We start from the raw sequence: 25853 nt of genomic DNA, 5'->3' as shown, positions 1-25853 counted from the left end.
GCGCCAGCGCGTCGCGGCGGCCGTCCCGCCCGCATCCTGGACACCATGCAAAGCGACATCATCCTTCAGACCCGGGGCCTGACCAAGGAATTCCGCGGGTTCGTGGCCGTCAACGACGTCAATCTCTCGGTGCGGCGCGGCGCCATCCACGCGCTGATCGGACCCAACGGTGCCGGCAAGACCACGGTCTTCAACCTGCTCACCAAGTTCCACGTCCCCACGCGCGGCGAGATCCTGTACGACGGCATCGACATCACGCAGGAGCGCCCCGCCCAGACCGCCCGCCGCGGCATCGTGCGCTCGTTCCAGATTTCCGCAGTGTTCCCGCAACTGTCCGTGCGCGAGAACGTGCGCGTGGCGTTGCAACGGAAACTGGGCGTGGACTATTGCTTCTGGCGCTCGGAAAGCACGCTGGACCGGCTGCACGCCCGCGTCGAGGAACTGCTGAATCAGGTGGGCCTGCGCACGCACCTGGACGTGGCGGCCGGCGACCTGCCCTATGGCCGCAAGCGCACGCTGGAAATCGCCACCACGCTGGCGCTGGAACCCGAGCTGCTGTTGCTGGACGAGCCGACCCAGGGCATGGGCCACGAGGACGTGGACCGCGTCAAGCACCTGATCAAGCAGGTGTCGACCGGCCGCAGCATCCTGATGGTGGAGCACAACATGAAAGTGGTGGCGGACATCTGCGACACCATCACCGTGCTGCAACGGGGCGAGATCCTGGCCGAAGGTTCCTACGCACAAGTCTCGGCCGACCCGGCGGTGCGCGTCGCCTACATGGGAGCCGAAGATGAATGAGGCGGCCAGCATGCTGGAAATCCGCGACCTGCACGCCTGGTACGGCGAATCGCACATCCTGCACGGCATCGACCTCGATGTGAAACCCGGCGAATGCGTGACGCTGCTCGGCCGCAACGGCGCCGGGCGCAGTTCGACCCTGAAGTCCATCCTGGGACTGGTGGGCCGGCGCAGCGGCTCGATCAAGGTGCAGGGCCAGGAAACCGTGGGCCTGCCGCCGCACAAGATCGCCCGGCGCGGCATCGGCTACTGCCCCGAGGAGCGCGGCATCTATGCCTCGCTCAGCGCCGAGGAAAACCTCATGCTGCTGCCCACGGTGGGGCCGGACGGCATGTCGGTGCAGGACATCTACCAGATGTTCCCGAACCTGAAGGAGCGCGCCCAGAGCCAGGGCACGCGCCTGTCCGGCGGCGAGCAGCAGATGCTGGCCATGGCTCGCATCCTGCGCACCGGCGCCCGCCTGCTGCTGCTCGACGAAATCACCGAAGGCCTGGCGCCCGTCATCGTGCAATCGCTGGGCCGCGTGATCCGGCAACTGAAAGAGCGCGGCTACACCACCGTGCTGGTCGAACAGAACTTCCGCTTCGCCCAGCACCTGGCCGATCGCCACTACGTGATCGAACACGGCCAGGTGGCCGCGGTGATCGAGCGCGCCGAAGTGCAGCACTCGCAGGACCGGCTCAACGCCCTGCTCGGCATTTGATGTTCCCCGCTTTCCTTCCGACCGCAGTCCCCAATTCCTATACGGAGCGTAGTCAGATGAAACTGAATCGAATCGCAGCAGCCTTGCTCACCCTGGGCCTGGCGGGCGCCGCCCATGCCCAGAGCGCCATCAGCGACGACCTGGTCAAGATCGGCGTGCTGACCGACCTGTCCGGCGTGTATTCCGATCTGGCGGGCAACGGCTCCGTGATCGCCGCCCGCATGGCGGCCGAGGAAATGGGCAACAAGGTGCTGGGCAAGCCGATCGAGGTCGTGGCGGCGGACCACCAGAACAAGCCCGACGTGGCCGCCAACCTGGCCCGGGAATGGTTCGACCAGGGCAAGGTCGACATGATCACCGACTTCCCCACCGCGTCCACCGCGCTGGCGGTGATGGAGATCGCACGGCAGAAGAACCGGGTCACCATGCCTTCGGCGGGACTGTCCACCGCCATCCTGGGCGAGAAGTGCTCGCCGCTGAACGCTCAATGGACCACCAACACCTACGCGCTGGCGGCCGGCACGGCGCGCGCGCTGGTGAAGGAAGGCAAGCAGAGCTGGTACTTCATCACCGCCGACTACACCTTCGGCCACTCGCTGGAAAAGGACGCCACCGAGGTCATCCAGGAAAACGGCGGCAAGGTCGTGGGCGTGTCGCGCCACCCCTTCCCCGGCAACGACTTCTCGTCCTTCCTGCTCAAGGCCCAGGCGTCCAAGGCCGACGTGATCGCGCTGGCCAACGCCGGCAACGACACGGTCAACGCGGTCAAGCAGGCCAACGAATTCGGCATCAACAAGAAACAGATCGTCGCGCCGCTGCTGACCTATATCTCCGACGTGCACAGCATGGGGCTGGCCAAGGCGCAAGGCATGTACCTGACCGAGGCCTTCTACTGGGACTACGACGACGCTTCGCGCGCCTGGGCCAAGAAGTTCTATGAGAAGGCCAAGAAGATGCCCACGGCCTCGCAGGCCGGCGTGTACTCGGCCACGCTGTCGTACCTGAAGGCGGTCGAGGCGGCCGGCACCGACAGCGCGCCCGCCGTCATGGCCAAGCTGCGCGAGATGACCATCAACGACGCCGTGATCCGCAATGGCAAGCTGCGCGCCGACGGCGCCCTGGTGCACGACATGCTGCTGCTCCAGGTCAAGACGCCCAAGGAATCCAAGGCGCCGTGGGACTACTACAACGTCAAGGCGGTGCTCAAGGGCGAAGAGGTGTTCCCCAAGCCCCAGGCCGCCTGCCCGCTGAACAAGTCGTAGCGACGCCGGCGCGCCGCCGCCCGGCCCGCGCCCGCCGTTCCGCCCCGCGCCCGTCGCGCGGGGCGTCCTTCCGGAAACCGACGCATCGCGCGCCCACCTGCCGCCTACCATGTTCGACATTTCGCTTCCCGCCCTGCTCGCCCAACTGCTGGTGGGGCTGATCAATGGCTGCTTCTACGCCATCCTCAGCATGGGGCTGGCCATCATCTTCGGCCTGCTCAATATCGTCAATTTCACGCACGGCGCCCAGTTCATGATGGCCGCCTTCCTGGCCTGGATCGGCTTCACCCAGCTGCCGCAGTTGCTCGGGCCCGACATGCAGGTCAATTTCTGGGCCGCGCTGGTGCTGGCGCCATTGATCGTGGGCGCGGTCGGCGTCGTGATCGAGCGCACGCTGCTCAAGCGCCTCTACCATCTGGACCATCTTTACGGCCTGCTGCTCACCTTCGGCATCGCGCTGATGATGGAGGGCGGCTTCCGCTACTTCTACGGCATTTCCGGCGTGGGCTACGAGCCGCCCGATAGCCTGCAGGGAGGCTTCGACCTGGGCTTCATGTTCCTGCCGGCCTACCGCGCCTTCGTGGTGGTGGCTTCGCTCTCGTTGTGCCTGGTCACCTGGTATCTGTTCGAGCGCACCCGGCTGGGCGCCCTGCTGCGCGCCGGCACCGAGAACGCCAGGCTGCTGCAGGCCTTCGGCGTGAACGTGCCCGTCATGATCACGCTGACCTATGGCTTCGGCGTGGCCCTGGCGGGCGTCGCGGGCGTGCTGGCGGCGCCGGTGATGCAGATCAATCCGCTGATGGGTTCGAACCTGTTGAACATCGTGTTCGCCGTGGTCGTGATCGGCGGGCTGGGATCCATCATGGGCGCCATCGTCACCGGGCTCGCGCTGGGCCTGCTGGAAGGACTGGCCAAGGTGTTCTATCCCGAGGCTTCCACCGTGGTGGTGTTCATCGTCATGGCTGTCGTTCTGCTGACGCGCCCCGCGGGCCTGTTCGGCAAGGAGAAGTAAGTGTCGCGCCTTCCGCTTTCGATCCGCATCCTCGCGCTGCTGCTGGTGCCGGCGCTGCTGGTGCCGCTGTTCCCGCAGATCGTGTACCCCGTGTTCGTGATGAAGGTGCTGTGCTTCGCGCTGTTCGCGCTGGCCTTCAACCTGCTGACGGGTTTCACGGGACTGGTGTCCTTCGGCCACGCCGCCTTCTTCGGCTGGGCCGGCTACGCCGCCGGCCAGATGATGATCCTGTATGGCGCCCGCGGCCTGCCCCCGGAAATCGCCATGCTGTGCGGCGTGGCCATGGCGGCGGCGATCGGCTATGCCATCGGCTGGCTGGCCATCCGCCGCACCGGCATCTATTTCGCCATGATCACGCTGGCGCTGTCCCAGGTCGCCTACTTCATGGCGGTGCAGGTCGGCTGGACGCGCGGCGAGGACGGCATGCAGGGCATCCCGCGCGGACGCTTCCTGGGCCTGGTGGACCTGAGCGTGGACACGCACATGTACTACTTCACGCTGGGCGTCTTCGCGCTAGGGTTCCTGTTCGTCTACAGGGTCATCCACTCCCCCTTCGGCCAGGTGCTCAAGACCATACGGGACAACGCGCCGCGCGCGATTTCGCTAGGTTACGATACTGACCGGTGCAAGCTGCTGGCCTTCGTGCTGTCGGCCGCGGTGGCCGGCCTGGCCGGCTCGCTCAAGGCGCTGGTGCTGCAACTGGTGGCGCTGAACGATGTCTCGCTGGCGACTTCCACCGAAGTGCTGCTCATGACGCTGCTGGGCGGCATCGGCACGGTGTGGGGGCCGGTCGTGGGCGCCACGCTGGTGGTCAGCCTGCAGAACTACCTGGCCACGCTGGGCGATGTCGTCACCATCGTCATCGGGCTGATATTCGTGCTGTGCGTGTCGTTCTTCCGGCGCGGATTCGTCGGCGAATGGCTGGCTTACACGCAATGGCGCAGAACGAAGGAAAGTAATAACTGATGGCTGTAGCAGAACCCAAACGGCGCGCGGCGGACATCGCCTACGACCGGATCGAAAGCATGATCGCCACCCTGCAGCTGCAGCCGGGCAGCGCGGTCGTGGAAGCCGACCTGGTGGAAATGACCGGCCTCGGGCGCACGCCGCTGCGCGAGGCGCTGCTGCGCATGGTGGCGGCCGGCCTGATCCGCCAGGAGCCGCGACGCGGCCTGCGCGTGTCGATGATCCAGCTGGCCGATCACATGGACCTGATCCAGACCCGCCGGGCGCTTGAGCAGTTGATCGCGGCCCACGCCGCCCGGCGCGCCACGCCGGCCCAACGCAGCCAGATCGTGGACTGCGCGGCGCAGATGATCCGCGCCGCCGAACAAGGCGGCAACCTGGACGACTACATGCGCGCCGACCAGCTGCTGGACCACGTCTGCCATGCCGCCTGCCGCAATGCCTCCGCGGTGAACGCGGTGTCGCCCCTGATCATCCAGTGCCGTCGCTTCTGGTATGCCTACCAGCACGAGGGCGATATCGCCGAGGGCGCGCGCCGGCACATGCTGATGGCCGAGGGCATCGCCACCGGCGACGAATCCGCGGCCATCCGGGGCGCGGACGCGCTGATGGACTACCTGGAAACGTTCACGCGCAAGGTCATCGGGGCGTGACCGCGGCCGCCTCGCACGCGTCGCCACGGCGGCGCTCCAGCCAGCGAATCACCCGCGAACGGGATTTGTCGTAGGCCAGGTTGTAGAAAAACGCGTAGGGCAGGTAGAACAGCACCAGCGCGATATCCAGCACGAAGGCCTGCCACAGGGTGATTTCCAACCACCACGCGGCCAGCGGGATCACCATCAGGATCAGGCCCAGTTCGAAGCCGAAGGCGTGGATGACGCGCAGCCGAAGATTGCGCGTCAGGCCATAGCGGTTTTCCAAGCGGTCGAAACCGGCGTTGTAGATCATGTTCCAGACCAGCGCGATCCAGGCGATCACGGCGGTCAACACGCCCATTTCGAACAGCGATTTGCCCATGGCCCATGCGGCGACGGGCGCGCACAGGCCGATGGCCAGGATTTCGAACAGGAAAGCGTGCAGGAATCGTTCTTTGAGGGTTTTCTTGGCTTGCGTCATGGACCCACCTGAGGTCGTTTGTTTCATCAACGGGGCAGATTGTCCACGACTATTCCGGTACCATAAAGATGGTTTCCATCGGAAAAACCGATAACACCATAAGCCCTCATCATGCGCCACTCCCTGGAATCGCTGGCCGCCTTCGCGCTGGTCGCCGCCGAAGGCTCGTTCTCCGCCGCCGCCCGCAAGCTGGGCAAGAGCCAGTCCACCATCAGCGAGACCATCGCCAACCTGGAGGTGGACCTGAATGTGTCCCTGTTCGACCGCCGCCAGCGGCAGCCGTCGCTGACCGAAGCCGGCCAGGCCCTGTTGGCGCAGGCGCAACAGGTGCTGGCGGCCAATGACCGGCTCAACCGCTGCGCGAGCCAATTGTCCGAAGGACAGGAACCCCGGCTGACCGTGGTGCTGTCCGATACCTTCCAGTCCGAGACCTTCGCCACCATGCTCCGCCAGATCGACCGGCGCTATCCCACGCTGCGGTTCGAATGCCTGATCGCGGAATACGAGGACGTCGTGGCCCTGGTGCAGCAGGGCCGCGCGCACCTGGGCCTGATGGCGGCGCAGGACAGCTATCCGCCGGACGTGGGCTATTCAGCGTTGAAGGAAAAATCGGAGCTGGTGCTGTGCGTGGGCCGTGGCCACCCGCTGGCCGCCTTGCCGCACGTGTCCAGCGAGCAGCTGCGCGCGGAACGCGAATTGCGGCTCAGCACCTACGAACTGGACAACAAGGACGATAGTCCGGCGCAATCGACCTGGTCGGCGCCGGGTTATCTGATGCTGTGCGAAATGGCCAGCCAGGGATATGGCTGGACCGAGCTGCCGCGCTGGATGGTGCAGCGCTACGGCGCCGATCAGCTGGTGGAGCTGCCCGTGCCGGGCTGGCCTCGGCACACCCGGGTGGACGCCGTCTGGTCCATGCGGCGCGCGCTGGGTCCCGCCGGCGCCTGGCTGTTGCAGAGCCTGATCGAGGCGTGAGACCGCGCGGGATCAGTGCGGCGCGGCGTCCAGGCGCGCGATGCGCACGCCGTTGGTGCGCAGCCATTCGCCCATCTTCGGGCAGGCCAGCACTTCGTATTCCGCGCGGCGCTGGCGCGACATGGCGCAATCGCCGCTGCTGTCCTTGGCGGGATGGCACATCAGCAGATCGCCGTCGCAGGCATTGAAAAGCCAGTTCTGCAGCAGCTCTGCATAATGCCGCTTGCCGCCCTCGAATCCATAGACGCCCAGCATGCGCCGATTGGTGCGCAGGCCATCCCTGGCGGCGTCCCGTCCCAGCGCGGCAGCTCCTAGCGCGCCGATCACGCGGGCCTTGAACGATTCCTTGAGCGGAATGCCGCTGAGCACGCCAGGCGCGGTCTGCCGAAGCCAGGGCATGCGTGCGCCGTAGCGACGCTTGAGCAAGGCCAGCAGGCGCTGACGGACGACCGGCAACTGATGCACATGCTGGTGACCGTCGACATAGTCGGGCATGCGCCCGAACGCGGCCTCGAAAGCGTCGAACTGGCGTTCGAGCTGCGCATCGACCCAGGCGGCGTCCAGCCGTCCGGCATAGGCGCGCATGATCAGGCGGGACAGGGGCGGCATGATCTCGGCGCCGTCCGACAGCGTTTCGGTCAGGTTCAGGTGCAGCCCGAGATCGATGTCGCACATGGCCAGGCGCGCCGCGTTCGCCTGGAACGTCGGCCCCAGCGTCAGGCAGCTGACCGCGCTCATGCGCCCCAGCCCGGCCAACGAAATCATGGCTTCATCGATGTCGGCGTTCATGCCAAAATCATCGCCGCACACAATCACGTTCTTGATCAAGAACTCACCCCGTACTTCCATATCTGCACGCCCCGCATGCGCGCCCTGTTCAAACAACTCGTTTTTTTTGTCGCCGTCGGATGCGCTGCCGCCGCCACGCACTGGGCGGTGGCCGTGGGCTGCGTCGAACTCGCCGGCGCGGCGCCACTGGTCGCCAACCTGCTCGGCTGGCTGGTCGCATTCGCGGTGTCCTTCATTGGACACTACCGGCTCACGTTCCGCCATAGTCGCATACCCTGGACGATAGCCATCCGACGTTTCTTCCTCGTGTCCGCCGCGGGCTTTCTGGTCAACGAGAGCGCCTATGCCTGGCTGCTGCACGCCACGGCGGTCCGCTATGACGTGCTGCTCGCCTTGATCCTGATCGGACTGGCCGTGCTCACATTCGTGGTCAGCCGGCTTTGGGCGTTCCGCCACAAACCCGCTGCCTGAGCGCCGGCCCGCCCTCGACCTTCCAGATCAGGAACTTGACGCTGGTCGCTGCCGGCGTCAGGCCTTGCAGCGCCGGGTAGTCCGCCCCGTCCGAATTCGTGCCCCAGACCCAGTAGCGAGCGCCATCCGGCGCGGCGCACAGCCTGGCGTTGAACTCCTCGTTGCTGATCAACACCTGCTTGCCCACCACCGGATCGAACTTGGCGGCGTCGTACAGCTCCTTGCGCCAGTTGTCGCGCGTGGGAATTTCGGGATTGAGCCAGTCATCCACCACCCACGACGGCTTGGGCGCGCGCATGTAGAGCGCCAGGTCGAAGGGATAGGCATGCAGGGACACGAAGGTATCGTCCGCCTGCAGCTGCGGCCGGATCACATTGGCCAGGGGTTCCGCGCTGCCCCGGGCGTTGTGTCCGGCGATGCCCACCGCCAGCACGCAGATGAAGGCGCCGGCGCCGGCGCTGATGCGCACCAGCCTGGGCGTGATCGTGTCGTGCTCGTTGCGCCAGGCGGCCACCACCACCTCGGCCAGCAGGAAGGCCAGCGGCGGCAGGGTCGGCAGCACATAACCAACCAGCTTGGACGCCGGCAGCGAAAAGAACGCCAGGATGACCACCGCCCAGATGGCCGCCAGCAGGCGCAGCTCGCGCGTCGGCCCGGTCCAGAAGGTCTTGCGCAGGATGCCGCCGCCCCACAGGGACCAGGGCAGCGCCAGGCCGACGATCACCGGCAGGTAGAACCAGAATGGCTGGGCGTTGTTGAACCCGGTCGCGGCAAAGCGCTGGAAGTGCTGGTAGACGAAGAAATAATCGTAGAAGCCCGAGAAGCGCGTCTGCATCAGCCAGAACCACGGCACCGCGACCGCTGCGAACAGCAGCAGCGCGGGCGGCCAGACCAGCGCCTTCAGGCCGCGCCAGCGCTTGCCGGCCACCAGCCAGATGAACAGGACGGCGCCAGGCAGCACCAGCCCGATCAGGCCCTTGGCGAGCACGGCCAGGCCGGCCAGCGCCGCAGCGGCCAGCGACATGGCGCGATAGGCCTGGCCCCGCTCGGCCCGCAGCGCGGTCTCGGCCGCGGCCAGCACGCACAACGAAATCATGCCTGCCACCAGCATGTCCAGGTTGGCGAACTGCGCGCCGCCGTAGAAGAACGGCATGCAAGCCAGGATCAGCGTGGTCATGGTGGCGGTGGCGCGATCGCGATGGCGCAACACGAAGAAATACAGCGCGATCGACGTGCCCCAGGCGGCCATCCAGGACGGCAGGCGGGCCAGCCACGGATGCGGCCCGAACAGCGCGAAAAAGAATTCCGACAGCCAGTAGTACAGCGGCGGCTTGTGGAAATAGGGCATGCCGTCCAGCAAGGGCACCCCATGCGAACCGGCGCGCAGCATGTCCCAGGCCACGCCCGCGTAGCGCCCCTCGTCGGGCAGCGTCAACGGCCGGTACCAGATCAAGGCGGCCAGCCAGGCGCCGATGGCAAGCAAGAACCATCCCGCCGGCGGCGTCCATTCGGAGCGGGCCGGCTGTTGCATGATCTTGGCCATCAGTCCGTCGCCTCGTCGCTGGCGGCGGGGCGCCCCTGTCTGCGGCGCACGACATAGAGCGGCCGCCCTTTGACCTCATCGAAAATGCGGGCGACGTATTCGCCCACCACGCCCAGCGAGATCAGGTTGACGCCTGCGAAGAACAGCACGGCCGTAACGATGGTGGTCCAGCCGGAGACCGGGTTGCCCAGCAACAGGTATTCACCCACCAGGTACGCGGCGTAGCACAGGCCCACCAAGGCCATGACCACGCCGGCCAGGCTGACCATGCGCAGCGGCCAGGTCGTGAAGGCGGTCAGGCCGTCCAGGGCCAGACGGAACAGGCGCAATCCGCTGAAGCGGCTGCTGCCGTGCAGGCGTTCGTCCGGCGTATAAGGCAGGGCTTCGCCCTTGAATCCGACCCAGGCGTACAGCCCCTTCATGAAACGGGTGCGTTCGGGCAGGGCGTTGAGCGCGTCCACCACGCTGCGATCCATCAAGCGGAAATCGCCGGCGTGCGCGGGCACATCGACGCCGCGCGCGCCGCTCAGCAGCTTGTAGAACCAGCGCGCGCCAGCGCGCTTGGCCCAGGATTCATCGGCGCGGGTCTCGCGCACGGCGTAGACCATCTCGGCGCCGGCGGCCCAACGGGCCAGCATCTGCTCGATCAGCGCGGGCGGGTGTTGCAGGTCGGCATCCAGGCAGATCACGGCATCGCCGGTGGCCGATTCCAGGCCCGCGCTCAGCGCCGCCTCCTTGCCAAAATTGCGCGACAGCTGCACGTAGCGGAAGCCCGGATGCTCGGTCCATTCCTGCATCAGCGCCTCGGTGCCGTCGGTGCTGCCATCGTCGGCGACGATGATCTCCCAGCTCGTGCACAAGGCAGACAGCCGGTTGCGCAGCAAAGGCAGCAGAATACCCAGGTTGGCGCTTTCGTTCAGACAGGGGATGACGCAGCTCACCCTGGCGTCATAAGGCACCCGCGCGGCCGCCACGGACCGGGCGGCCCCAAGCGGAAACACGTTGGGCAATATTTGGGGTGGCACGGAAGCAGACCGGAATTGGCTATGCATGGGCTCTCTGTCGTAGCTCGTAATACGGGGGTACTGTGGCGGGCAGTATGAGCAGGGCCTCGTTGAATTTTCATGAAATGCCGCCGAGCGCCTGGCTGCGGAAATTCACGTGTGAACCAGTCTAGGGATCCCGGCGCCGCAATGAATAAACTCGCGTTCAGTTCCCGTAAAACTATGTCCCCAATTTGTAAAGCCGCGTAAAAGCAGCACTTCCCCGCCCACCGGTAAAATGCGCGGAAGTCTTTGTTTTCACAGGTTGTTATGCATTACCAAGTCCGCCCGATGCGGCCCGGCGACGTGGACGGCATTCTTGCCGTCCAGGCCCTGGCCTACCCCGGTTTCCTACTGGAGAGCGCCGGATTCTTCCTGAACCGGCTCGCGCTCGCGCCCGGACACTGCTGGATCGCCGACGGCGCGGAATCCGGCACGCTCGGCTATCTGATCTCGTATCCCTGGGACGCGGGCCTGCCGCCCGTGCTGGATGTCGAGCTTGACGTCCTGCCCGACGGCGCCGACCACTGGTTCCTGCATGATTGCGCGGTGTCGCCGGCGGCCCAAGGCTTGGGCGTGGGCCAGGCGCTGCTGCGGCAGGCGGCCGGCCAGGCCGCCTCGCAGGGCCTGTTGCGCGCCAGCCTGGTGTCGCTGCAAGGCGCGGTGAGCTACTGGCGCCGCCACGGCTACGCGCCCGTGGACGCCGGCGCCGCCGGACTGGCCGAAAAGCTGGCCGGCTATGGGCCGAACGCCAGTTACATGGCGCGCGCCTTCCCGTTCTGAATCCGGGGGCCCCGCCCCCCTTCCGGCAGGCGCGCCGCCTGCCCCTGCCCACGCCCGTATGCCGCCGGCGGCCACGACATGGCCGCGTGACCTATTAAGATAGGACGCAGCTTTGCGATACGGCGGCGACGGCTCCGACAGCCTGAATTTGCTGCGCCCAGACAGGGCGCGAAGGATTCCATGATTTCTCTCACGCCCGTCCAATCCCTGCTGGCCTGCTGCCTGGTGCTCGTCATCGGCCGCGTCCTGACCTCCCGCATCGGCGTGCTGGCGCGCTACAGCATCCCCGATCCCATCGTCGGCGGCCTGCTGTTCGCCATCGCCGCCTACCTGCTGTCGAACTGGGGCGGCGTCAGCGTCTCGCTGGACACCAGCATCCGGCCCACGCTGCTGCTGCTGTTCTTCGGCTGCATCGGCTTGACCGCCAACCTCAAGCTGCTCGCCAAGGGAGGCCCGCGATTGATCGCCTTCCTGCTGGCCCTGATCCCTTTCCTGGTGCTGCAGAACGCGGTGGGACTGGGCATGGCCTGGCTGCTGGACATGCACCCGCTCATGGGCCTGCTGGGCGGCACCATCACGCTGGTCGGCGGACACGGCACCGGCGCGGCCTACGCCACGCGCTTCGCCGACTTCAACAACATCCAGGACGTGATGGCGCTGGCCATGACTTCCGCCACGCTGGGCCTGGTGCTGGGCGGCGTGGTCGGCGGCCCGGTCGCCGAATGGCTCATGCGCCGCCACAAGCTGGCCGGCAGCCTGGACCATGCCGCGGCCAGCCATGACGCGCCGGACCTGAGCGAGGAACAGGCGCCGTCCACGTCCGGCTCGTTCATCGTGTCGCTGACCGCGGCCTTCATCTGCCTAGCGCTGGGCGGCTATCTCGCCACGCTGGTCGAGAATGCGCCGGTCAGCCTGCCCAACTTCCTGTGGTGCCTGGCCACCGGCGTGCTCATCCGCAACGGCGGCGCGCGCCTGGGGCTGAAGCTGGACGACCGCGCCACGGAAATCATCGGCACCGTCGCGCTGTCGCTGTTCCTGGGCATGACCATGATGACGCTGGACCTGTCCAGCGTGGCGCGCCTGGCCGGACCGCTGGCGCTGATGCTGGCGGTGCAGACGTTGTTCTGCGCGCTTTACGCCTCCCTGGTCATGTTCCGCGCGCTCAAGCGCGACTACGAGGCCAGCATCATGTCGGCCGCCTTCTGCGGCTTCGCGCTGGGCGCGACGGCGACCGCCATCGCCAACATGCAGGCGTTGACGCGCCGCCACGGCCCCGCGCCCGAAGCCTTCATCGTGGTGCCGGTGACCGGCGCCTTCCTGGTCGACATCCTCAACGTGATCGTGCTGACCTCGCTGATCTCGCTGCCGTTCGTGGGAGGGATGTAAGCATGCTCAAGCGCATCGCCCTCATCGCCCTTTGCCTGACGCTGGCCGCCTGCGGCCGCGCCCCCGATACCGACGCGTTGCGCGCCGACGTCGAGCGCGGCCTGACCGCCACCTACGGCGCAGACCAATTCAAGATCGCCGACCTCAAGCGGCGCGGCTCGGCCGCGGACAGCACCGCGCCGGCCGGCGAAACCCGACGCGTGGTCTATTACGACGTGGAACTGCGGCTGGACCGCGACATCACGCTCGGCGCCTGGGACAAGCCCGGCGCCGCCTCGCTGGTGACGCTGCTGGGCGCGGGCCCGCGCAGCATCAGCGGCGTCAAATCCAGCGGCAACCAGGCTGGCGACCGCATCGTCGCGCACGCCAGCGCGATCTACCGCAAGGACGGCGACGCCTGGACCCTGGTCACGCCCGCCGGCTTCAAGGCCGCCGAAGCGCCCACGCTGGATAGCGGCACGCCGCCCACCGTCACGCGCCAGTTGCTGGACACGCTGGACCAGATCACGCACTCAGTCGCCTACAGCGCCTCCAGCACCGCGCAGCATGTCGTACAGCAGGAGCTGGAACGCTCGGTGTCGCGCATCAACGGCCGACTGAGCCGGCTGCAGCACGGCTATCCGCTGGCCGGCGGGCCGGACCGAGGCGAGTACGTGGCCTTTGCCCGCGCCCTTGCCGGCGCCAGCCGCTTGCAACAGATCCGCATCACCCCGCTCATCACCGGCGGCGGCGCGGAGAACATCGCGCTGCTGCGCGCAGGCGACGTAACCGTGGCACTGGCCCAGGCCGACACCGCCCGCCTGGCCTACGAAGGCAAGGGCCCCTTCGCCGACCAGGCGCCGTTCTCGTCGCTGCGCGCGCTGGGCAGCCTGTATCCGGAAATGGTGCACATCGTGGTGCGCCGGGACGCCGGGCTGCGCAACGTGCGCGACCTGAAAGGCAAGCGCATCGCCCTCGGTCCGCAAGGCTCGGCCGTGCGCGCGACGCTGGAACGCGTACTGGCCGCACATGGCATGCAGGCCGGCCGCGACTACACGGTGGTCGACACGCCATTCAGCGCCTCGCTGCCGGCGCTGAATGCCGGCGACCTCGACGCCGCCGCCCAGGTGATCGGCGTGCCGGCCACGCCGCTGCGCGACGCCCTGGCCCAGGCCAAGCTCCAGCTGCTGCCGCTCGATCCCGCCGCCATCAAGGCGCTGACTGCCGGCGAGGACGGCGTGCTGATGCCGATCGACATCGCCGCCGGCACCTATCCGGACCAGCCCGTAGCGGTGGCGACGGTCGGCACGGCCGCCCTGCTGCTGACCACGTCCGAGCTGACCCGCGACGAGGCGCTGAGCATCGTGCGAGCCGTGTACCAGACCGGCCAGGACCTGCTGGCAGGCGGCTCGCCCCAGGGCGCTCAGGTGGGCGTGGCGACCGCCCGGCGCGGCCTGAGCGTGCCGCTGCATGACGGCGCGGAGGAAGGCCTCAGCGCCCTGGAAAACCCCAAAACGCCAACGCGGCCCTAGGCGGCCTGCGTATATGATGGCGCTCCCTCACAGGAAATCGCGATGAACAAATTCGATCTGCAAAAGAACCAGGCCCTGAAACTGGCCGGCCAACTCAAGCAATCCGGCACGCCGGACCGCTTCGGCACGGCCTCCCAGCTGCCCGACCGGCGCGAACAGCGCAAGCTGGACCAGGCCGCCGGCCTGGTGCCCTTCCCGCTCAAGCTGTCCCAGGCCCACGCCGACCAGATCCGCGCCATGGCCGTGGCGCGCGGCGTCTCGACCAACGAGATCGTGGCCGAACTGCTACAGAAAGCGCTGGACGCCTGAGCATGCACATCTGGGTCGATGCCGACGCCTGCCCGGTGGTGGTCAAGGACATCCTGTTCCGCGCCGCCCAGCGCGCGGGCCTGCCCTTGACCCTGGTGGCCAACCAGCCGCTGCGCACGCCGCCCTCGCCCCTGATCCGCGCGGTCCAGGTGCCGCGTGGCTTCGATGTCGCCGACGCCCACATCACGCAGCACGCCCAGGCCGGCGACCTGGTCATCACGGCGGATATCCCGCTGGCGGCCGACGTGCTGGCCAAGGGCGCGATGGCGCTCAGCCCGCGCGGCGAACGTTACGACGCCGGCACGATCCGTGAACGGCTGGCGATGCGCGACATGATGGAAGAACTGCGTTCCAGCGGCGTGGACATCGGCGGCCCGCCGGCCCTCAGCCAGGCGGATCGCCGCGCCTTCGCCAGCCAGCTCGATGCCATCCTGGCGCGCGCCGCCCGCGCGGCCGCGAAATCCGGCGCTTGACTCACGCCCACGCGTATCGCGCGCAGGCGGCGCCAGGGCGTCCTCGCCCCGTCAATTGAACGTGATGTAGGCCTTGTAGATGATGGTGCCCAGCGCGGTCACCAGGCCGATGCCCATCAACCCCATGCCGATGTTGCGGTCGCGCAGGCCAAAGCCCAGCAGCATGAGCGCCACGCCCGCCACGATGATGATCAACATGGTGTTGGTGTCGGGGTGCATGGCGTTCTCCTGTTTTCGTGTCCGGTCCGAGGCTGCGGACCGGCGCCGCCTCATCGCGCCGCCAGGCCGAGGCTGCCGGCCCGGCCGGCGGCCCGTCGGGGCCGCGCTTTCATGATAGGCATGCGCGGGCCGTGGCAACGACAAGCCCAGGAACGATGATTGAGGTAGATCAAGAATGCCTGCCGTCGCTCGGCAGCCAGGCGCATGCGCGGCCGCGCAATCGCGCGGCGGCATGAGGCGTGAAAAAATGGAAACCGCGCGCTGCACAATCGGCGACCCGCCCAGCCGGCGCAAAGAAAAAAGCCAACCCGCGAAGGTTGGCTTTTTTTGATCCCGCTGAGCGAACAAACTGGCTGATGCCGGGTTTTCGCTTCGGGATGCCAGGCGCCGCAAGCGGCATCTGGTGAAATTGGTGGGTGGTACAAGTTTCGAACTTGTGACCCCTGCCGTGTGAAGGCAGTGCTCTACCACTGAGCTAACCACCCCGAAAGAGGCGAAATATTAGCACGTTTTTTTCTGGGTGTGCAAATCGGTCGCCAATTAATTTGTTTGCAGCGCGAATTCAGCCCGCCGCCGGTTCCACCTTGCGCCACAGGCACTCGCCGCCCACGGACTTGTCCAGGGCCGCCAGATATCCTTCGTGCTCGGACAGCTCGGCGGCATCCGCGCGCAGCACCGGCAGCCCGGACGCATCGAACTTGGTCAGCACCACGCCCGCGCCGCCGGCCGAGGCGTCTTCCTCGACATCGATCAGCAGCGCGTCCTGGCCGCGCGTCATGGCCAGCCAGACCTCGGCCAGCAACTGCGCGTCCAGCAAGGCGCCGTGCAGCGTGCGATGCGCGTTGGAAATGCCGTAGCGGTCGCACAGCGCGTCCAGCGAGTTGCGCTTGCCGGGGAACAGCGAGCGCGCGTGCAGCAGCGAATCGGTGACGGTCTCGCAGTAGTCGGTGATCGGCTTGCGGCCGGTCTTGGCCAGTTCGGCGTTGAAGAACTTCACGTCGAACGCGGCGTTGTGCGCGATCAGCTCGGCGCCGGCGATGAACTTCACGAACTCGTCGGCCACGTCGGCGAAGCGCGGCTTGTCCGACAGGAACTCGGTGGTCAGCCCGTGCACCGCCAAGGCCTCGGGATCGCTGTCGCGGTCCGGGTTCAGGTAGATGTGCAGGTTGTTGCCGGTGGACATCCGGTTGACCAGTTCCACGCAGCCGATTTCGACGATGCGATGGCCCTGCGCGGGGTCCAGTCCGGTGGTTTCCGAGTCAAAGATGATCTGGCGCATATGTGTAAAGCTATTCCGACGCTGGGGCCGACGCCGCGGACGCGGGAGCGGCCGGCGGCTGTGCCGGGGCTTGCGGTTGCGTGCCGCCGGCATGGCCGGGTTTCTGCCGCGCGGTGGCGATCAAGGTATAGGCCACCGGCACGACGAACAAGGTCAATAGTGTACCCAGCATCAGCCCACCCACCAGGACCCAGCCGATCTGCTGGCGCGATTCGGCGCCGGCGCCGTGCGACAGGGCCAGCGGCACGGTGCCCAGCACCATGGCGCCCGTGGTCATCAGGATGGGACGCAGGCGCAGCACGCTGGCCTCGGTCACGGCCTCGAACAGTTCCCTGCCCTCGTCGCGCAGCTGATTGGTGAATTCGACGATCAGGATGCCGTGCTTGGTGATCAGGCCCACCAGCGTGATGAGCCCGATCTGGCTGTAGATCGACAGCGTGCCGCCGCTCAGCCACAGCGCCAGCAGCGCGCCGGTCATGGACAGCGGCACCGACAGCATGATGATGAAGGGATTGCGCCAGCTTTCGAACTGCGCCGCCAGCACCAGGTAGATGAAGGCCAGCGCCATGGCGAACACCAGATAGATGCTGCCCGAGGAATCGCGGAACTCGCGCGACTGGCCGTCCAGGTCCGTCACCACCGTGGTCGGCAGCACCTCGCGCGCCACCTGGTGCATGTGCGTCAGCACCTCGCCCAGCGCATAGCCGGGCGCCACCGCGCCGTCGATCTTCACGGCGCGCAGGCGGTTGAAGTGGTTGAGCGACTGCGGCGACACGCCCTCGTGCACGCCCAGCAGATTGTCCAGCTGCACCATGCTGCCGTCGCGCGCCCGCACGTAGATGCCGGAGATGTCCGTGGGATTGGCGCGGTCGCGCGGCGTCACCTGCACGATCACGTCGTACTGCTCGCCCTCGTCCTTGTAGCGCGTCACCTGGCGCCCGCCCAGCATGGATTCCAGCGTCCGGCCAACGGTGTCCACGTTGGCGCCCACGTCGGCCATCTTGTCGCGGTCCACCCGCACCCGCAGTTCGGGCGTATTCAGGCGCAGGTCGGTGTCCAGGTTCATCAGGCCCGGATACTTGCGCAGCTCCGTCAGGAACACCTCGGTCAGGCGCGCCAGCTCGGCATACGAGGCCTGGCTCATGATGATGAACTCGACCGGCTTGGAACGGGCCGACTGGCCCAGCGACGGCGGGTTGGTCGGGAAGGCGCGCACGCCCGGCAGCGAGGCGAACTTCGGCTGCAGCTCCTGGGTGATGGCCTGCTGCTTGCGGTTGCGCTCTTCCCAGGGCTTGAGTCGCAGGATGGCCGTGCCGTCGGTGACCGTGGGAAAGCCCACCGTGACCTGGCTGCCGCTGGCTTCGCCGATGTCGGCGTAGAACTGCTCGATGCCCAGCATGCTCTCCAGCGTGTAGTTCAGCGTGGCGCCCTCTGGCGCGCTGACGATGCCGAACACCACGCCGCGATCCTCGATCGGCGCCAGCTCGCTCTTGACCACCTTGAACAGCACGCCGCTGGCCGCCGCCACGGCCACGCCCACCGCGACCACCGCCCAGCGGTGCCGCAGCGACACGCCCAGCGCCTTGCGGTAGCCCTTGCCCAGGGCTTCGAGCCAGCCTTCGATCAGGTTGTACCAGCGGCTGTGGCTGCTCTGGTGGCGCAACAGCACCGAGCACATCATCGGCGTGAGCGTGAGCGCGACGAAGCCCGACACCAGCACCGCGCCGGCCAGGGCCAGCGCGAACTCGATGAACAGCCGGCCGGTCCGGCCGGTGGCGAAGGCCAGCGGCGCGTACACCGTCACCAGCGTCAGCGTCATCGCGACCACGGCGAAGCCGATCTCGCGCGAGCCCTGTAGCGCAGCCTGCTTGCGCGGCATGCCGTCCTCGATGTGGCGGAAGATGTTCTCCAGCACCACGATGGCGTCGTCCACCACCAGGCCGATGGCCAGCACCATGGCCAGCAGCGTCAGCGTGTTGATCGAAAAGCCGAACAGGTACATCAGCGCGCAGGCGCCCACCAGCGACACCGGGATGGTGACGATGGGGATGATGCTGGCGCGCAGGTTGCGCAGGAAGAAGAAGATCACCAGCACCACCAGGATGATGGCCTCGACGATGGTGCGGAACACCGAATCGATGGAACGCTCGATGAACACCGACGAGTCATAGGCGATGTTCAGCTTCATGCCGGGCGGCAGGTTCAGGTTCAGCCGTTCGACTTCCTCGCGCGCCGCCTTGGACAGCTCCAGCGGATTGGCGGTGGACTGCCGGGTGACGCCGATATTGATGGCGGGCTTGCCATTGAAGCGCGACAGCACGCGGTCGTTGGCCGCGCCGATCTCGATCCTGGCCACGTCGCGCAGCCGCACCGGATAGCCCTTGACGTTGGCGACGATCACATTCTCGAACTGCTTCGGCGTTTGCAGGTCGGTGGACGACACCACCGAGAACTCGCGCGCCCGCGACTCGATGCGGCCGGCCGGGATCTCGACGTTCTGGCTGCGCAGCGAGGCCTCGACGTCCTGCACCGTCAGCCCGTAGGCCGCCAGCTTGTCTCGGTCCACATAGATGCGCATGGACGGCAGCCGCTCGCCGAACACGCGCACCTCGGCCGCGCCGGGCAGCACCGACAGGCGCGTCTTGATGTAGCGGTTGATGTAGTCGGAGGTCTGGATGGCGGACAGCGAGCCCGATTCGACGGCGATGTAGATGATGGGCTGGGAATCGGCCTCGACCTTGCCGATGATGGGCTCGTCGATCTCGTCGGGCAGGAAGCGCCGCGCGCGCGAGACCTTGTCGCGCACCTCGGCCGCCGCCGCGTCCGGATCGCGCTTCAGGTTGAACTTGATGTTGATCAGGCTGCGCTCGGAGCGGCTGCGCGAGGTCATCACGTCCACGCCCTCGATGCCGGCCAGCTGGTCTTCCAGCGGCTTGGTCACCTGGGACTCGATCACCTCCGGCGAGGCGCCCTTGTAGGTGGTGTCCACCGACACGATGGGCTCGTCGATCTTGGGGTACTCGCGCACCGTGAGGCGGGAATACGAGATCAGGCCGATCAGCACGATGATCAGCGACAGGACCGATGCGAACACCGGCCGCTGGATGCAGGTTTCGGAAATGCGCATGGCGAACCGCCTTGAAGAATGGCTGGGACCGGCGCCTCAGGCGCCGTCGCCCACGATCTGGACGGGCGCGCCGTCGGTCACGCGCTGCAGGCCGGCCACGACCAGCTGGTCGCCCTCGCCCACGCCCGTCAGGATCTCGACCAGGCCTTCGCGGCGCTCGCCGATGGTCACGGCGCGCCGCTCGGCCACGCCGTCGCGCACCCGATAGACGTACTGCGCCTGGCCCGAGGGCGTCAGCGCGGCCTCCGGCGCGACCAGCGCCTGGTCCTGCGCGAACTGCAGCTGGACGCGGGCGAACATGCCGGGACGCAGCACCGCGTCGCGGTTGGCCACCGTGGCCCGCAGCAGGATGGAACGGCCGCCGGCATCGACCAGCGGACTCACGGCATAGACCAGCCCGGGCCGATCCTCGCCGGGCAGCGCGTCCATGCGCAAGGTCAGCTGCTGGCCCACGCCCACCTTGTTCAGATACATTTCCGGCACGCGGAAATCCACCTTGAGCGGGTCGATGGCTTCCAGCGGCGCCAGGTCCTGCCCCTGGTTGACGTAATCGCCTACCGACACGCTGCGCAGGCCGGCGATGCCGGAAAAGGGCGCGGTGATGGTCATCTTGTCCAGGCGCGCCTGCGCCAGCGCCACGGCTGCTTCCTGTACCTTTAGCGAGCTGGCGGACTCGTCCCGCGCCTTCTGGCTGACGAAGCCCTTGCCCTGCAGCTCGACCGCGCGCCGGTAATGCGTCTGGGCCAGCGTCAGATTGGCCCGCGCCTGCGCCAGCTCGGCGCGCGGCACGGAGTCATCCAGGCGCACCAGCGCCTGCCCGCGCGCCACGGGCTGCCCTTCCTTGAAATCGATGCTCTGGATGCGACCGGCCACTTCCGGCCGCAGCACCACGGACTCGTCCGAGCGCAGGCTGCCCACGGCCGAGATGCCGCGCGCGAAAGGCACCTGCCTGACCGCGGCGACCTGCACCCGTTGCGCCGCCGGCTTGGTGGGCGCCTGCGTGGACGCAACCGCCTGCGGCGCCCCCGCGCCAGACGCGAACCAGCGCGGCGCATAGACGCCCAGCGCAGCCCCGACGACCAGGCCCGCCGTCACGGCGGCCAACAACGCCGGCTTATTCATCGCGCGACGCTCCGTGGACGGCGCCCTGCCCCGCCGCGGCAGGTCCGGACCAGGCCTGCGCCAAGGGCGCGGCATCGCGCGCCCGGTCCTGTACGGATGCCCCGCGTCCAATCGAGACGCGGCCGGCGCGCGCGGCGTCCGCGGCACAAGAGATATTTTTCATCACGATGGAGATGGCGTCGTGGCGGCGCCGGCCGGTCGACCCCGCCCGTTCGGGCGCCGCGGGAACAGATTAGAGGGTAGGCACTGTAGCACCCGGATTTACATACTGGAACAATCCGGAAGCGCGATGAAAGAACTAAATCGACCCGATTCCCTGGATTTCAGGGTATTTCCCAATGCCACCCCGGGCGCGACGCGCCATTCAGGAGCGCCGCGCCACTTCCACGCCCTGGTTGGCCAGCTGATCCGCGCGCTCGTTGCCAGGGTCGCCGGCATGCCCCTTGACCCAGCGCCAGGACACCTGGTGGCGCCCCACCTGCTCGTCCAGCGCCTGCCAGAGTTCGGCATTCTTCACCGGCTTCTTGTCCGCCGTCATCCAGCCGCGACGCTTCCAGTTGGCCAGCCATTCGGTCATGCCCTTCATCACGTACTGGGAGTCCGTGTGGATGGTGACGACGCAGGAGCGCTTCAGCGCCCGCAGGCCCTCGATGACGGCCAGCAGCTCCATCCGGTTGTTGGTGGTCTGGCGCTCGCCGCCGTGCAGCGTTTTTTCGTGGGCGCCGGCGCGCATCAGCACGCCCCAGCCGCCCGGCCCCGGATTGCCCTTGCAGGCTCCGTCGGTCCACATTTCCACTTTCTGTTCTATCGGCTTGCTGTCCTGCATAGGGCTGGCTGGAATTCCTGTTGATGCGATACGCGAAAGCGGCCGGCTCAGGAGCGCGGCCAGTCTTGGTCGGCCTGGCGGTTGACCACCACGGAAGCGGCGCGGGCGCGCTTGCGGCGGGTTTTCCAGGCAGGCCCAATGATACGCATCCCGGGCACCCGCTTGACGGCCGACACCAGATACACGGCGCCGCCCAGGCTCCACCAGCGCGCCCCGGCCGACTCCAGGAAGCCCCAGCGGCGCAGCCATTTCTCGCTGCGGCAGGCCGGCGCGTAGCAGCCGAAATGGCTTTGTTTGACCTCCAGCGACAGCAGCTTGAACCAGTCCTTGAGCCGCGGCAGCGACACCTGAGACGACGGCGGCTGCGGCAGCCAGGGTTCCATGCCGGGCATGCGCGTGCGCGCGCCCCACATGCTCCAGGGATTGAAACCGGAAATCACCACGCGGCCCTCGGGCACCAGGACCCGCTCGACCTCGCGCAGCACGTTGTGCGGCTCGGCCGCGCATTCAAAGGCATGGGGCAGGACCAGCAGGTCCACGCTCTGCGATTCGAACGGCAGCGCCTCGGGCTGGGCCAGCACCACGCGGGATTGCCAGGACTCGGCATGCTCGGGCGCTGGCGCCTCGGTGCCCACGCAACCCTTGAAGGGCATGCGGTTCGCCCGCAGCAGGTTCCAGTCGGCCAGCCCCACCTGCCAGGCGTAGTAGCCGAACACGTCCGCCACGGCCGCGTCGAACTGCGCGCGCTCCCAGGCCAGGACATATTGCCCCGGCGGCGTCTGGAACCATTCGGCCAGTTCTACAATCGGCGGAGTCTCTTCTGCCACGTTCGCTATCCTTCTATCCCATGCAAGCCCAGACCGCCCCCGCAGGCGGCCGCGAGCCTACTGCCGCGGTCTTGCCGCTACCCGCCTTCAACGACAACTATATATGGGCCATCGTCCGCGGCGGCCAGGCCGCCGTGGTCGACCCCGGCGAGGCCGGCCCGGTGCTGCGCTTCCTGGAGCAGCAGGGCCTGACGCTGCGCGCCATTCTACTCACGCACCACCATGGCGACCATGTCGGCGGCGTGCTGGAATTGTCCCGCAACGCGGACCTGACCGTATACGGCCCCGCCCGCGAACGCCTGCCGCGCTGCGACGTGCCGCTGGCCGAAGGCGACCGGGTGACGTTGCCGGAGCTGGACCTGGACCTGCGCGTGCTGGACGTGCCCGGCCATACCGCCGGACATATTGCCTACACCGGCCGCGCGGCGGGAATAGGACCCGTCCTATTCTGTGGCGATACCCTGTTCGCGGGGGGCTGCGGCCGCCTGTTCGAGGGAACTCCTGCGCAAATGCTTGATTCCTTGGAAAAATTTTCCGTTTTACCGCCAGATACACAGGTTTTCTGTGCGCACGAGTACACTCTAGCGAACTTGCGCTGGGCCTTGGCAGTAGATCCGGCCAACCGCAGCCTTCAACAGTGCTATCAGCGGGCCCAGCATCTCCGCGCGGCAGGTCTTCCCACGCTTCCTTCCACCATTGGCCAGGAACGCGAGGTCAATCCTTTCCTGCGCACCCAGCAAGTCGATGTCGTGCGTGCCGCAGCAAGCTGGGCCGGACACGGCCACCCTACGCCGGTAGAGGTTTTTGCCTCCCTTCGTGAATGGAAGAACGATTTCAAGTGACCGCCCGATGAATCTATCCCGACTCCTTCTGCCACTGATGCTGGCAGTCCTCGCCGGTTGCGCAGGAACCAAATCCCACGACAGCAAGAACCTCACCACCAACTCCCAAGGGCGCTACATCGCCCGCGACACGTCCCGCACGGTCGACCTGACCAATCCGCCCTCGGACGCCTGGGACCGCATCCGCCGCGGCTTCGCCATCCCCAACCTGAACACCGAGCTGTCGCAGCAGTGGACGGACTATTACGCGTCCCACCCCGAATCGGTTCAGCGCATGGCCGAGCGCGCCGGCAAGTACCTGTATTTCATCGTCGACGAGATCAACCGCCGCGGCCTGCCGACCGAGCTGGCGCTGCTGCCCTTCGTCGAAAGCGCCTACAACCCCACCGCCCTGTCGCGCGCCCAGGCCTCCGGCCTGTGGCAGTTCGTGCCGGCCACGGGCCAGCACTTCAACCTGAAGCAGGACTGGTGGCGCGACGAGCGCCGCGATCCCATCGCCTCGACCAACGCGGCGCTGGACTACCTGGAAAAGCTGTTCGAAATGCAGGGCGACTGGTACCTGGCCCTGGCCTCGTACAACTGGGGCGAAGGCTCGGTGCAGCGCGCCATGGCCAAGAACGAGGCCGCCGGCCAGCCCACCGACTACCTGTCCCTGTCCATGCCGGACGAGACCCGCAACTACGTCCCCAAGCTGCAGGCCATCAAGAACATCATCGCCGACCCGCAGCGCTACGCGGTGGCGCTGCCGCCGGTCGGCAACACGCCCTACTTCGTCACGGTGCGCAAGAACAGCGACATCGACCTGGAAATCGCCGCCAAGCTGGCCGAGATGCCGCTGGACGAGTTCAAGGCGCTCAATCCCTCCTTCAACCGCCCGGTCATCCGCGGCGACCACGCGCCCACCCTGCTGCTGCCGGCCGACCGCGTCGAGATCTTCAACGCCAACCTGACCAACTACAAGGGCGACCTGAGCGCCTGGAAGGTCTACCACTCGCGCCGCGGCGAATCCTACGCGTCCATCGCCAAGCGCTTCGGCGTCAGCGAGGCCAAGCTGCGCGAAACCAATGACATCGGCTCGCGCCAGAAGGTCGCGGCCGGCCAGTCCATGCTGGTGCCGGGCGACCCCGGCCCCGGCGGCATCCAGGTGGCCTCGCTGGCCCCCGCCGTCGGCGCGCTCGATTCCGCGCCGGCAAGCAGCAGCAAGGCCGCGCCACATGGCCGTGCGACGCCGACGCCTCCGGCCCGCGTCTCCAGCGCCCGCCCCAACGTCCGCACCCACAAGATCCGCCAGGGCGACACCCTGTTCTCGCTGGCCAAGCAGTACGGCACCACGGTCGACGCGCTGCGCGCGCTCAACAACCTGAAGGGCAACGCCCTGAAGGTGGGCGGCCAGCTGCGCGTGCCGGGCACCAACGCCCGGGGGTAGAGGGGCCCACCCCCCGAGCGCTGCGCGCTCCCCCCTCAAGGGGGCGCCGCTGCGGACCGGCAAAGCCGGCTCCGCGCGGCCCTGGTCTGGCGCGTCCCCGGGTTGGTGCGGTTCCGCGCTTACGTGGCTCCGGTTGGGCGTGGCTGGCTGGGCGTGATGCGTGCCACTAAAATGGCGGCCTTCGGAAGGACAAAATCAAAGGATTGAATATGGGCTTTCTCGCCGGCAAACGCATTCTGGTCACCGGGGTGCTCTCGAACCGTTCCATCGCCTACGGCATCGCGCGCGCCTGTCATCAGCAGGGCGCCGAGCTCGCCTTCACCTATGTGGGCGACCGGTTCAAGGAACGCGTGGCGGAGTTCGCCGCGGAGTTCGGCAGCAAAATCGTGCTGCCCTGCGACGTGGCCGCGGACAGCCAGATCGAGGCGACCTTCGCCGAACTGGGCGCCCATTGGGACGGCCTGGACGGCCTGGTGCACTCCATCGGTTTCGCCCCGCGCGAAGCCATCGCCGGCGACTTCCTGGACGGCCTGTCGCGCGAAGCCTTCCGCGTGGCGCACGACATTTCGGCCTACAGCTTCCCCGCCATGGCCAAGGCCGCCCTGCCGCTGATGCAGGGACGCAACGGTTCGGTCCTGACGCTGACCTACCTGGGCGCCGAGCGCGTGGTTCCCAACTACAACACCATGGGCCTGGCCAAGGCCTCGCTCGAAGCCAGCGTGCGCTACCTGGCCACCGCCCTGGGCCCGCGCGGCATCCGCGCCAACGGCATCTCGGCCGGTCCGATCAAGACCCTGGCCGCCAGCGGCATCAAGGACTTCTCGGCCATCCTGAAGTTCGTCGAGGCCCAGGCGCCGCTGCGCCGCAACGTCACCATCGAGGACGTGGGCAACGTCGCCGCCTTCCTGCTGTCGGACCTGGCCGCCGGCGTGACCGGCGAGATCACCCATGTGGACGCCGGTTTCTCGACCGTCGTCCCGGGCATGGAAGACTGAACGGAAACGCCCCTCAACGGGGCGCAGCCGCGGACCGGCAAGGCCGG

General features: G+C 67.5%; 26 protein-coding genes and 1 tRNA gene. 16 read left to right on the top strand and 11 right to left on the bottom strand.

Translation table 11 applies throughout. The annotated features are described in order from the left end of the window. Positions 1-45 precede the first annotated feature (45 nt). The 6 genes from KDH83_RS01605 to KDH83_RS01580 all read left to right on the top strand — a co-directional run bounded on the left by KDH83_RS01605 (position 46) and on the right by KDH83_RS01580 (position 5397). A complete protein-coding gene (locus KDH83_RS01605) occupies positions 46-801 on the top strand; it encodes an ABC transporter ATP-binding protein (protein ID WP_212312426.1) in 756 nt (251 codons plus the stop codon). Next, on the top strand, positions 794-1504 hold the full coding sequence (locus KDH83_RS01600; protein WP_212312368.1) for an ABC transporter ATP-binding protein: 711 nt from the start codon (positions 794-796) through the stop codon (positions 1502-1504). Before KDH83_RS01605 ends, KDH83_RS01600 begins: the two co-directional genes overlap by 8 nt. 56 nt (positions 1505-1560) lie before the next feature. After that, positions 1561-2766, top strand: coding sequence for an ABC transporter substrate-binding protein (locus tag KDH83_RS01595; RefSeq protein WP_212312367.1), 1206 nt, complete (start codon positions 1561-1563; stop codon positions 2764-2766). A 109-nt stretch (positions 2767-2875) separates the two neighbouring features. After that, the gene (locus KDH83_RS01590) at positions 2876-3778 is read left to right on the top strand and encodes a branched-chain amino acid ABC transporter permease (protein WP_212312366.1); all 903 of its coding nucleotides are present in this window, start codon (positions 2876-2878) and stop codon (positions 3776-3778) included. Further along, positions 3779-4744, top strand: a complete 966-nt coding sequence (locus tag KDH83_RS01585) for a branched-chain amino acid ABC transporter permease (protein ID WP_212312365.1) — start codon at positions 3779-3781, stop codon at positions 4742-4744. Beyond that, a complete protein-coding gene (locus tag KDH83_RS01580; protein ID WP_212312364.1) occupies positions 4744-5397 on the top strand; it encodes a GntR family transcriptional regulator in 654 nt (217 codons plus the stop codon). The genes KDH83_RS01585 and KDH83_RS01580 overlap by 1 nt, the downstream gene beginning before the upstream one ends. On the opposite strand, the gene KDH83_RS01575 is transcribed toward KDH83_RS01580, so the two are convergent. Then, positions 5384-5860, bottom strand: coding sequence for a multidrug/biocide efflux PACE transporter (locus KDH83_RS01575; RefSeq protein WP_212312362.1), 477 nt, complete (start codon positions 5858-5860; stop codon positions 5384-5386). The genes KDH83_RS01580 and KDH83_RS01575 overlap by 14 nt on opposite strands. Before the next feature lie 111 nt (positions 5861-5971). Between KDH83_RS01575 and KDH83_RS01570 the strand changes: the two genes are divergently transcribed. After that, on the top strand, positions 5972-6835 hold the full coding sequence (locus KDH83_RS01570) for a LysR family transcriptional regulator (protein ID WP_212312360.1): 864 nt from the start codon (positions 5972-5974) through the stop codon (positions 6833-6835). A 12-nt stretch (positions 6836-6847) separates the two neighbouring features. Here KDH83_RS01570 and KDH83_RS01565 read toward each other — a convergent pair whose 3' ends face one another. Then, positions 6848-7684 carry a ChbG/HpnK family deacetylase gene (locus tag KDH83_RS01565; protein WP_349291590.1) on the bottom strand — a complete coding sequence of 279 codons (837 nt, stop codon included), beginning with the start codon at positions 7682-7684 and terminating at the stop codon, positions 6848-6850. A gap of 15 nt (positions 7685-7699) precedes the next feature. Between KDH83_RS01565 and KDH83_RS01560 the strand changes: the two genes are divergently transcribed. After that, a complete protein-coding gene (locus KDH83_RS01560) occupies positions 7700-8095 on the top strand; it encodes a GtrA family protein (protein WP_212312358.1) in 396 nt (131 codons plus the stop codon). On the opposite strand, the gene KDH83_RS01555 is transcribed toward KDH83_RS01560, so the two are convergent. Together KDH83_RS01555 and KDH83_RS01550 are read right to left on the bottom strand one after the other, a co-directional pair. After that, the gene (locus tag KDH83_RS01555; RefSeq protein ID WP_212312357.1) at positions 8055-9638 is read right to left on the bottom strand and encodes a glycosyltransferase family 39 protein; all 1584 of its coding nucleotides are present in this window, start codon (positions 9636-9638) and stop codon (positions 8055-8057) included. The two genes, KDH83_RS01560 and KDH83_RS01555, sit on opposite strands and share 41 nt — an antisense overlap. Then, positions 9638-10690, bottom strand: a complete 1053-nt coding sequence (locus tag KDH83_RS01550) for a glycosyltransferase family 2 protein (protein WP_212312356.1) — start codon at positions 10688-10690, stop codon at positions 9638-9640. Before KDH83_RS01550 ends, KDH83_RS01555 begins: the two co-directional genes overlap by 1 nt. A 282-nt stretch (positions 10691-10972) precedes the next feature. On the opposite strand from KDH83_RS01550, the gene KDH83_RS01545 reads away from it, so the two are divergent. The 5 genes from KDH83_RS01545 (at position 10973) to KDH83_RS01525 (ending at position 15143) form a co-directional block, all read left to right on the top strand. Then, entirely contained in the window at positions 10973-11464 is a 492-nt protein-coding gene (locus KDH83_RS01545; RefSeq protein WP_212312425.1) for a GNAT family N-acetyltransferase, read from the top strand. A gap of 180 nt (positions 11465-11644) precedes the next feature. Continuing rightward, positions 11645-12850 carry a sodium/glutamate symporter gene (gltS, locus tag KDH83_RS01540; RefSeq protein WP_212312355.1) on the top strand — a complete coding sequence of 402 codons (1206 nt, stop codon included), beginning with the start codon at positions 11645-11647 and terminating at the stop codon, positions 12848-12850. Positions 12851-12852: 2 nt separating this feature from the next. Further along, the gene (locus tag KDH83_RS01535) at positions 12853-14361 is read left to right on the top strand and encodes a TAXI family TRAP transporter solute-binding subunit (RefSeq protein ID WP_212312354.1); all 1509 of its coding nucleotides are present in this window, start codon (positions 12853-12855) and stop codon (positions 14359-14361) included. 42 nt (positions 14362-14403) lie between these two features. After that, the gene (locus KDH83_RS01530; protein WP_103272426.1) at positions 14404-14670 is read left to right on the top strand and encodes a hypothetical protein; all 267 of its coding nucleotides are present in this window, start codon (positions 14404-14406) and stop codon (positions 14668-14670) included. A gap of 2 nt (positions 14671-14672) precedes the next feature. Continuing rightward, positions 14673-15143, top strand: coding sequence for a YaiI/YqxD family protein (locus tag KDH83_RS01525; RefSeq protein ID WP_212312352.1), 471 nt, complete (start codon positions 14673-14675; stop codon positions 15141-15143). Between the two features lie 51 nt (positions 15144-15194). Here the strand turns inward: KDH83_RS01525 and KDH83_RS01520 are convergent, their stop codons facing one another. From KDH83_RS01520 to KDH83_RS01490, 7 genes are all read right to left on the bottom strand, one after another. Continuing rightward, a complete protein-coding gene (locus KDH83_RS01520) occupies positions 15195-15362 on the bottom strand; it encodes a hypothetical protein (protein WP_103272424.1) in 168 nt (55 codons plus the stop codon). Positions 15363-15772: 410 nt separating this feature from the next. Further along, a tRNA-Val gene (locus tag KDH83_RS01515) sits at positions 15773-15847 on the bottom strand. Positions 15848-15924: 77 nt separating this feature from the next. After that, positions 15925-16641, bottom strand: a complete 717-nt coding sequence (gene dnaQ / locus KDH83_RS01510) for a DNA polymerase III subunit epsilon (RefSeq protein WP_212312351.1) — start codon at positions 16639-16641, stop codon at positions 15925-15927. Positions 16642-16651: 10 nt separating this feature from the next. Next, positions 16652-19768, bottom strand: coding sequence for an efflux RND transporter permease subunit (locus KDH83_RS01505; protein WP_212312350.1), 3117 nt, complete (start codon positions 19766-19768; stop codon positions 16652-16654). A 36-nt stretch (positions 19769-19804) separates the two neighbouring features. Next, a complete protein-coding gene (locus KDH83_RS01500) occupies positions 19805-20890 on the bottom strand; it encodes an efflux RND transporter periplasmic adaptor subunit (protein ID WP_212312349.1) in 1086 nt (361 codons plus the stop codon). Between the two features lie 364 nt (positions 20891-21254). Beyond that, entirely contained in the window at positions 21255-21716 is a 462-nt protein-coding gene (gene rnhA / locus KDH83_RS01495; protein WP_212312348.1) for a ribonuclease HI, read from the bottom strand. Positions 21717-21763: 47 nt separating this feature from the next. Continuing rightward, the gene (locus KDH83_RS01490) at positions 21764-22543 is read right to left on the bottom strand and encodes a methyltransferase domain-containing protein (protein ID WP_212312347.1); all 780 of its coding nucleotides are present in this window, start codon (positions 22541-22543) and stop codon (positions 21764-21766) included. 20 nt (positions 22544-22563) lie between these two features. On the opposite strand from KDH83_RS01490, the gene gloB reads away from it, so the two are divergent. The 3 genes from gloB (at position 22564) to fabI (ending at position 25806) form a co-directional block, all read left to right on the top strand. After that, positions 22564-23385: a hydroxyacylglutathione hydrolase gene (gene gloB / locus KDH83_RS01485; RefSeq protein ID WP_212312346.1), complete on the top strand. Its 822-nt coding sequence runs from the start codon at positions 22564-22566 to the stop codon at positions 23383-23385. Positions 23386-23392: 7 nt separating this feature from the next. Then, a complete protein-coding gene (locus tag KDH83_RS01480; protein ID WP_103272417.1) occupies positions 23393-24811 on the top strand; it encodes a transglycosylase SLT domain-containing protein in 1419 nt (472 codons plus the stop codon). A gap of 209 nt (positions 24812-25020) precedes the next feature. After that, positions 25021-25806 (top strand): enoyl-ACP reductase FabI, encoded by a 786-nt coding sequence (fabI, locus tag KDH83_RS01475; RefSeq protein ID WP_212312344.1) that lies wholly within the window; start codon positions 25021-25023, stop codon positions 25804-25806. Positions 25807-25853: the final 47 nt, after the last annotated feature.

This window comes from Achromobacter sp. Marseille-Q0513 (assembly GCF_018195695.1).
In the GTDB taxonomy this organism is placed as follows: Bacteria; Pseudomonadota; Gammaproteobacteria; order Burkholderiales; family Burkholderiaceae_B; genus Achromobacter.
This window is presented reverse-complemented; position numbering and strand designations above follow the sequence as displayed.

Excerpts from the sequence above, each read along its gene's own strand:
- KDH83_RS01520 (WP_103272424.1), bottom strand. The coding sequence starts at position 15,362 with ATGCACCCCGACACCAACACCATGTTGATCATCATCGTGGCGGGCGTG.
- KDH83_RS01500 (WP_212312349.1), bottom strand. The coding sequence starts at position 20,890 with ATGAATAAGCCGGCGTTGTTGGCCGCCGTGACGGCGGGCCTGGTCGTC.
- KDH83_RS01570 (WP_212312360.1), top strand. The coding sequence starts at position 5,972 with ATGCGCCACTCCCTGGAATCGCTGGCCGCCTTCGCGCTGGTCGCCGCC.
- KDH83_RS01530 (WP_103272426.1), top strand. The coding sequence starts at position 14,404 with ATGAACAAATTCGATCTGCAAAAGAACCAGGCCCTGAAACTGGCCGGC.
- fabI (WP_212312344.1), top strand. The coding sequence starts at position 25,021 with ATGGGCTTTCTCGCCGGCAAACGCATTCTGGTCACCGGGGTGCTCTCG.
- KDH83_RS01505 (WP_212312350.1), bottom strand. The coding sequence starts at position 19,768 with ATGCGCATTTCCGAAACCTGCATCCAGCGGCCGGTGTTCGCATCGGTC.
- KDH83_RS01480 (WP_103272417.1), top strand. The coding sequence starts at position 23,393 with ATGAATCTATCCCGACTCCTTCTGCCACTGATGCTGGCAGTCCTCGCC.
- KDH83_RS01550 (WP_212312356.1), bottom strand. The coding sequence starts at position 10,690 with ATGCATAGCCAATTCCGGTCTGCTTCCGTGCCACCCCAAATATTGCCC.
- KDH83_RS01580 (WP_212312364.1), top strand. The coding sequence starts at position 4,744 with ATGGCTGTAGCAGAACCCAAACGGCGCGCGGCGGACATCGCCTACGAC.
- KDH83_RS01600 (WP_212312368.1), top strand. The coding sequence starts at position 794 with ATGAATGAGGCGGCCAGCATGCTGGAAATCCGCGACCTGCACGCCTGG.
- KDH83_RS01605 (WP_212312426.1), top strand. The coding sequence starts at position 46 with ATGCAAAGCGACATCATCCTTCAGACCCGGGGCCTGACCAAGGAATTC.
- KDH83_RS01555 (WP_212312357.1), bottom strand. The coding sequence starts at position 9,638 with ATGGCCAAGATCATGCAACAGCCGGCCCGCTCCGAATGGACGCCGCCG.
- KDH83_RS01575 (WP_212312362.1), bottom strand. The coding sequence starts at position 5,860 with ATGACGCAAGCCAAGAAAACCCTCAAAGAACGATTCCTGCACGCTTTC.
- KDH83_RS01595 (WP_212312367.1), top strand. The coding sequence starts at position 1,561 with ATGAAACTGAATCGAATCGCAGCAGCCTTGCTCACCCTGGGCCTGGCG.
- KDH83_RS01590 (WP_212312366.1), top strand. The coding sequence starts at position 2,876 with ATGTTCGACATTTCGCTTCCCGCCCTGCTCGCCCAACTGCTGGTGGGG.
- gloB (WP_212312346.1), top strand. The coding sequence starts at position 22,564 with ATGCAAGCCCAGACCGCCCCCGCAGGCGGCCGCGAGCCTACTGCCGCG.
- rnhA (WP_212312348.1), bottom strand. The coding sequence starts at position 21,716 with ATGCAGGACAGCAAGCCGATAGAACAGAAAGTGGAAATGTGGACCGAC.
- KDH83_RS01560 (WP_212312358.1), top strand. The coding sequence starts at position 7,700 with ATGCGCGCCCTGTTCAAACAACTCGTTTTTTTTGTCGCCGTCGGATGC.
- KDH83_RS01525 (WP_212312352.1), top strand. The coding sequence starts at position 14,673 with ATGCACATCTGGGTCGATGCCGACGCCTGCCCGGTGGTGGTCAAGGAC.
- dnaQ (WP_212312351.1), bottom strand. The coding sequence starts at position 16,641 with ATGCGCCAGATCATCTTTGACTCGGAAACCACCGGACTGGACCCCGCG.
- KDH83_RS01545 (WP_212312425.1), top strand. The coding sequence starts at position 10,973 with ATGCGGCCCGGCGACGTGGACGGCATTCTTGCCGTCCAGGCCCTGGCC.
- KDH83_RS01535 (WP_212312354.1), top strand. The coding sequence starts at position 12,853 with ATGCTCAAGCGCATCGCCCTCATCGCCCTTTGCCTGACGCTGGCCGCC.
- KDH83_RS01565 (WP_349291590.1), bottom strand. The coding sequence starts at position 7,684 with ATGGAAGTACGGGGTGAGTTCTTGATCAAGAACGTGATTGTGTGCGGC.
- gltS (WP_212312355.1), top strand. The coding sequence starts at position 11,645 with ATGATTTCTCTCACGCCCGTCCAATCCCTGCTGGCCTGCTGCCTGGTG.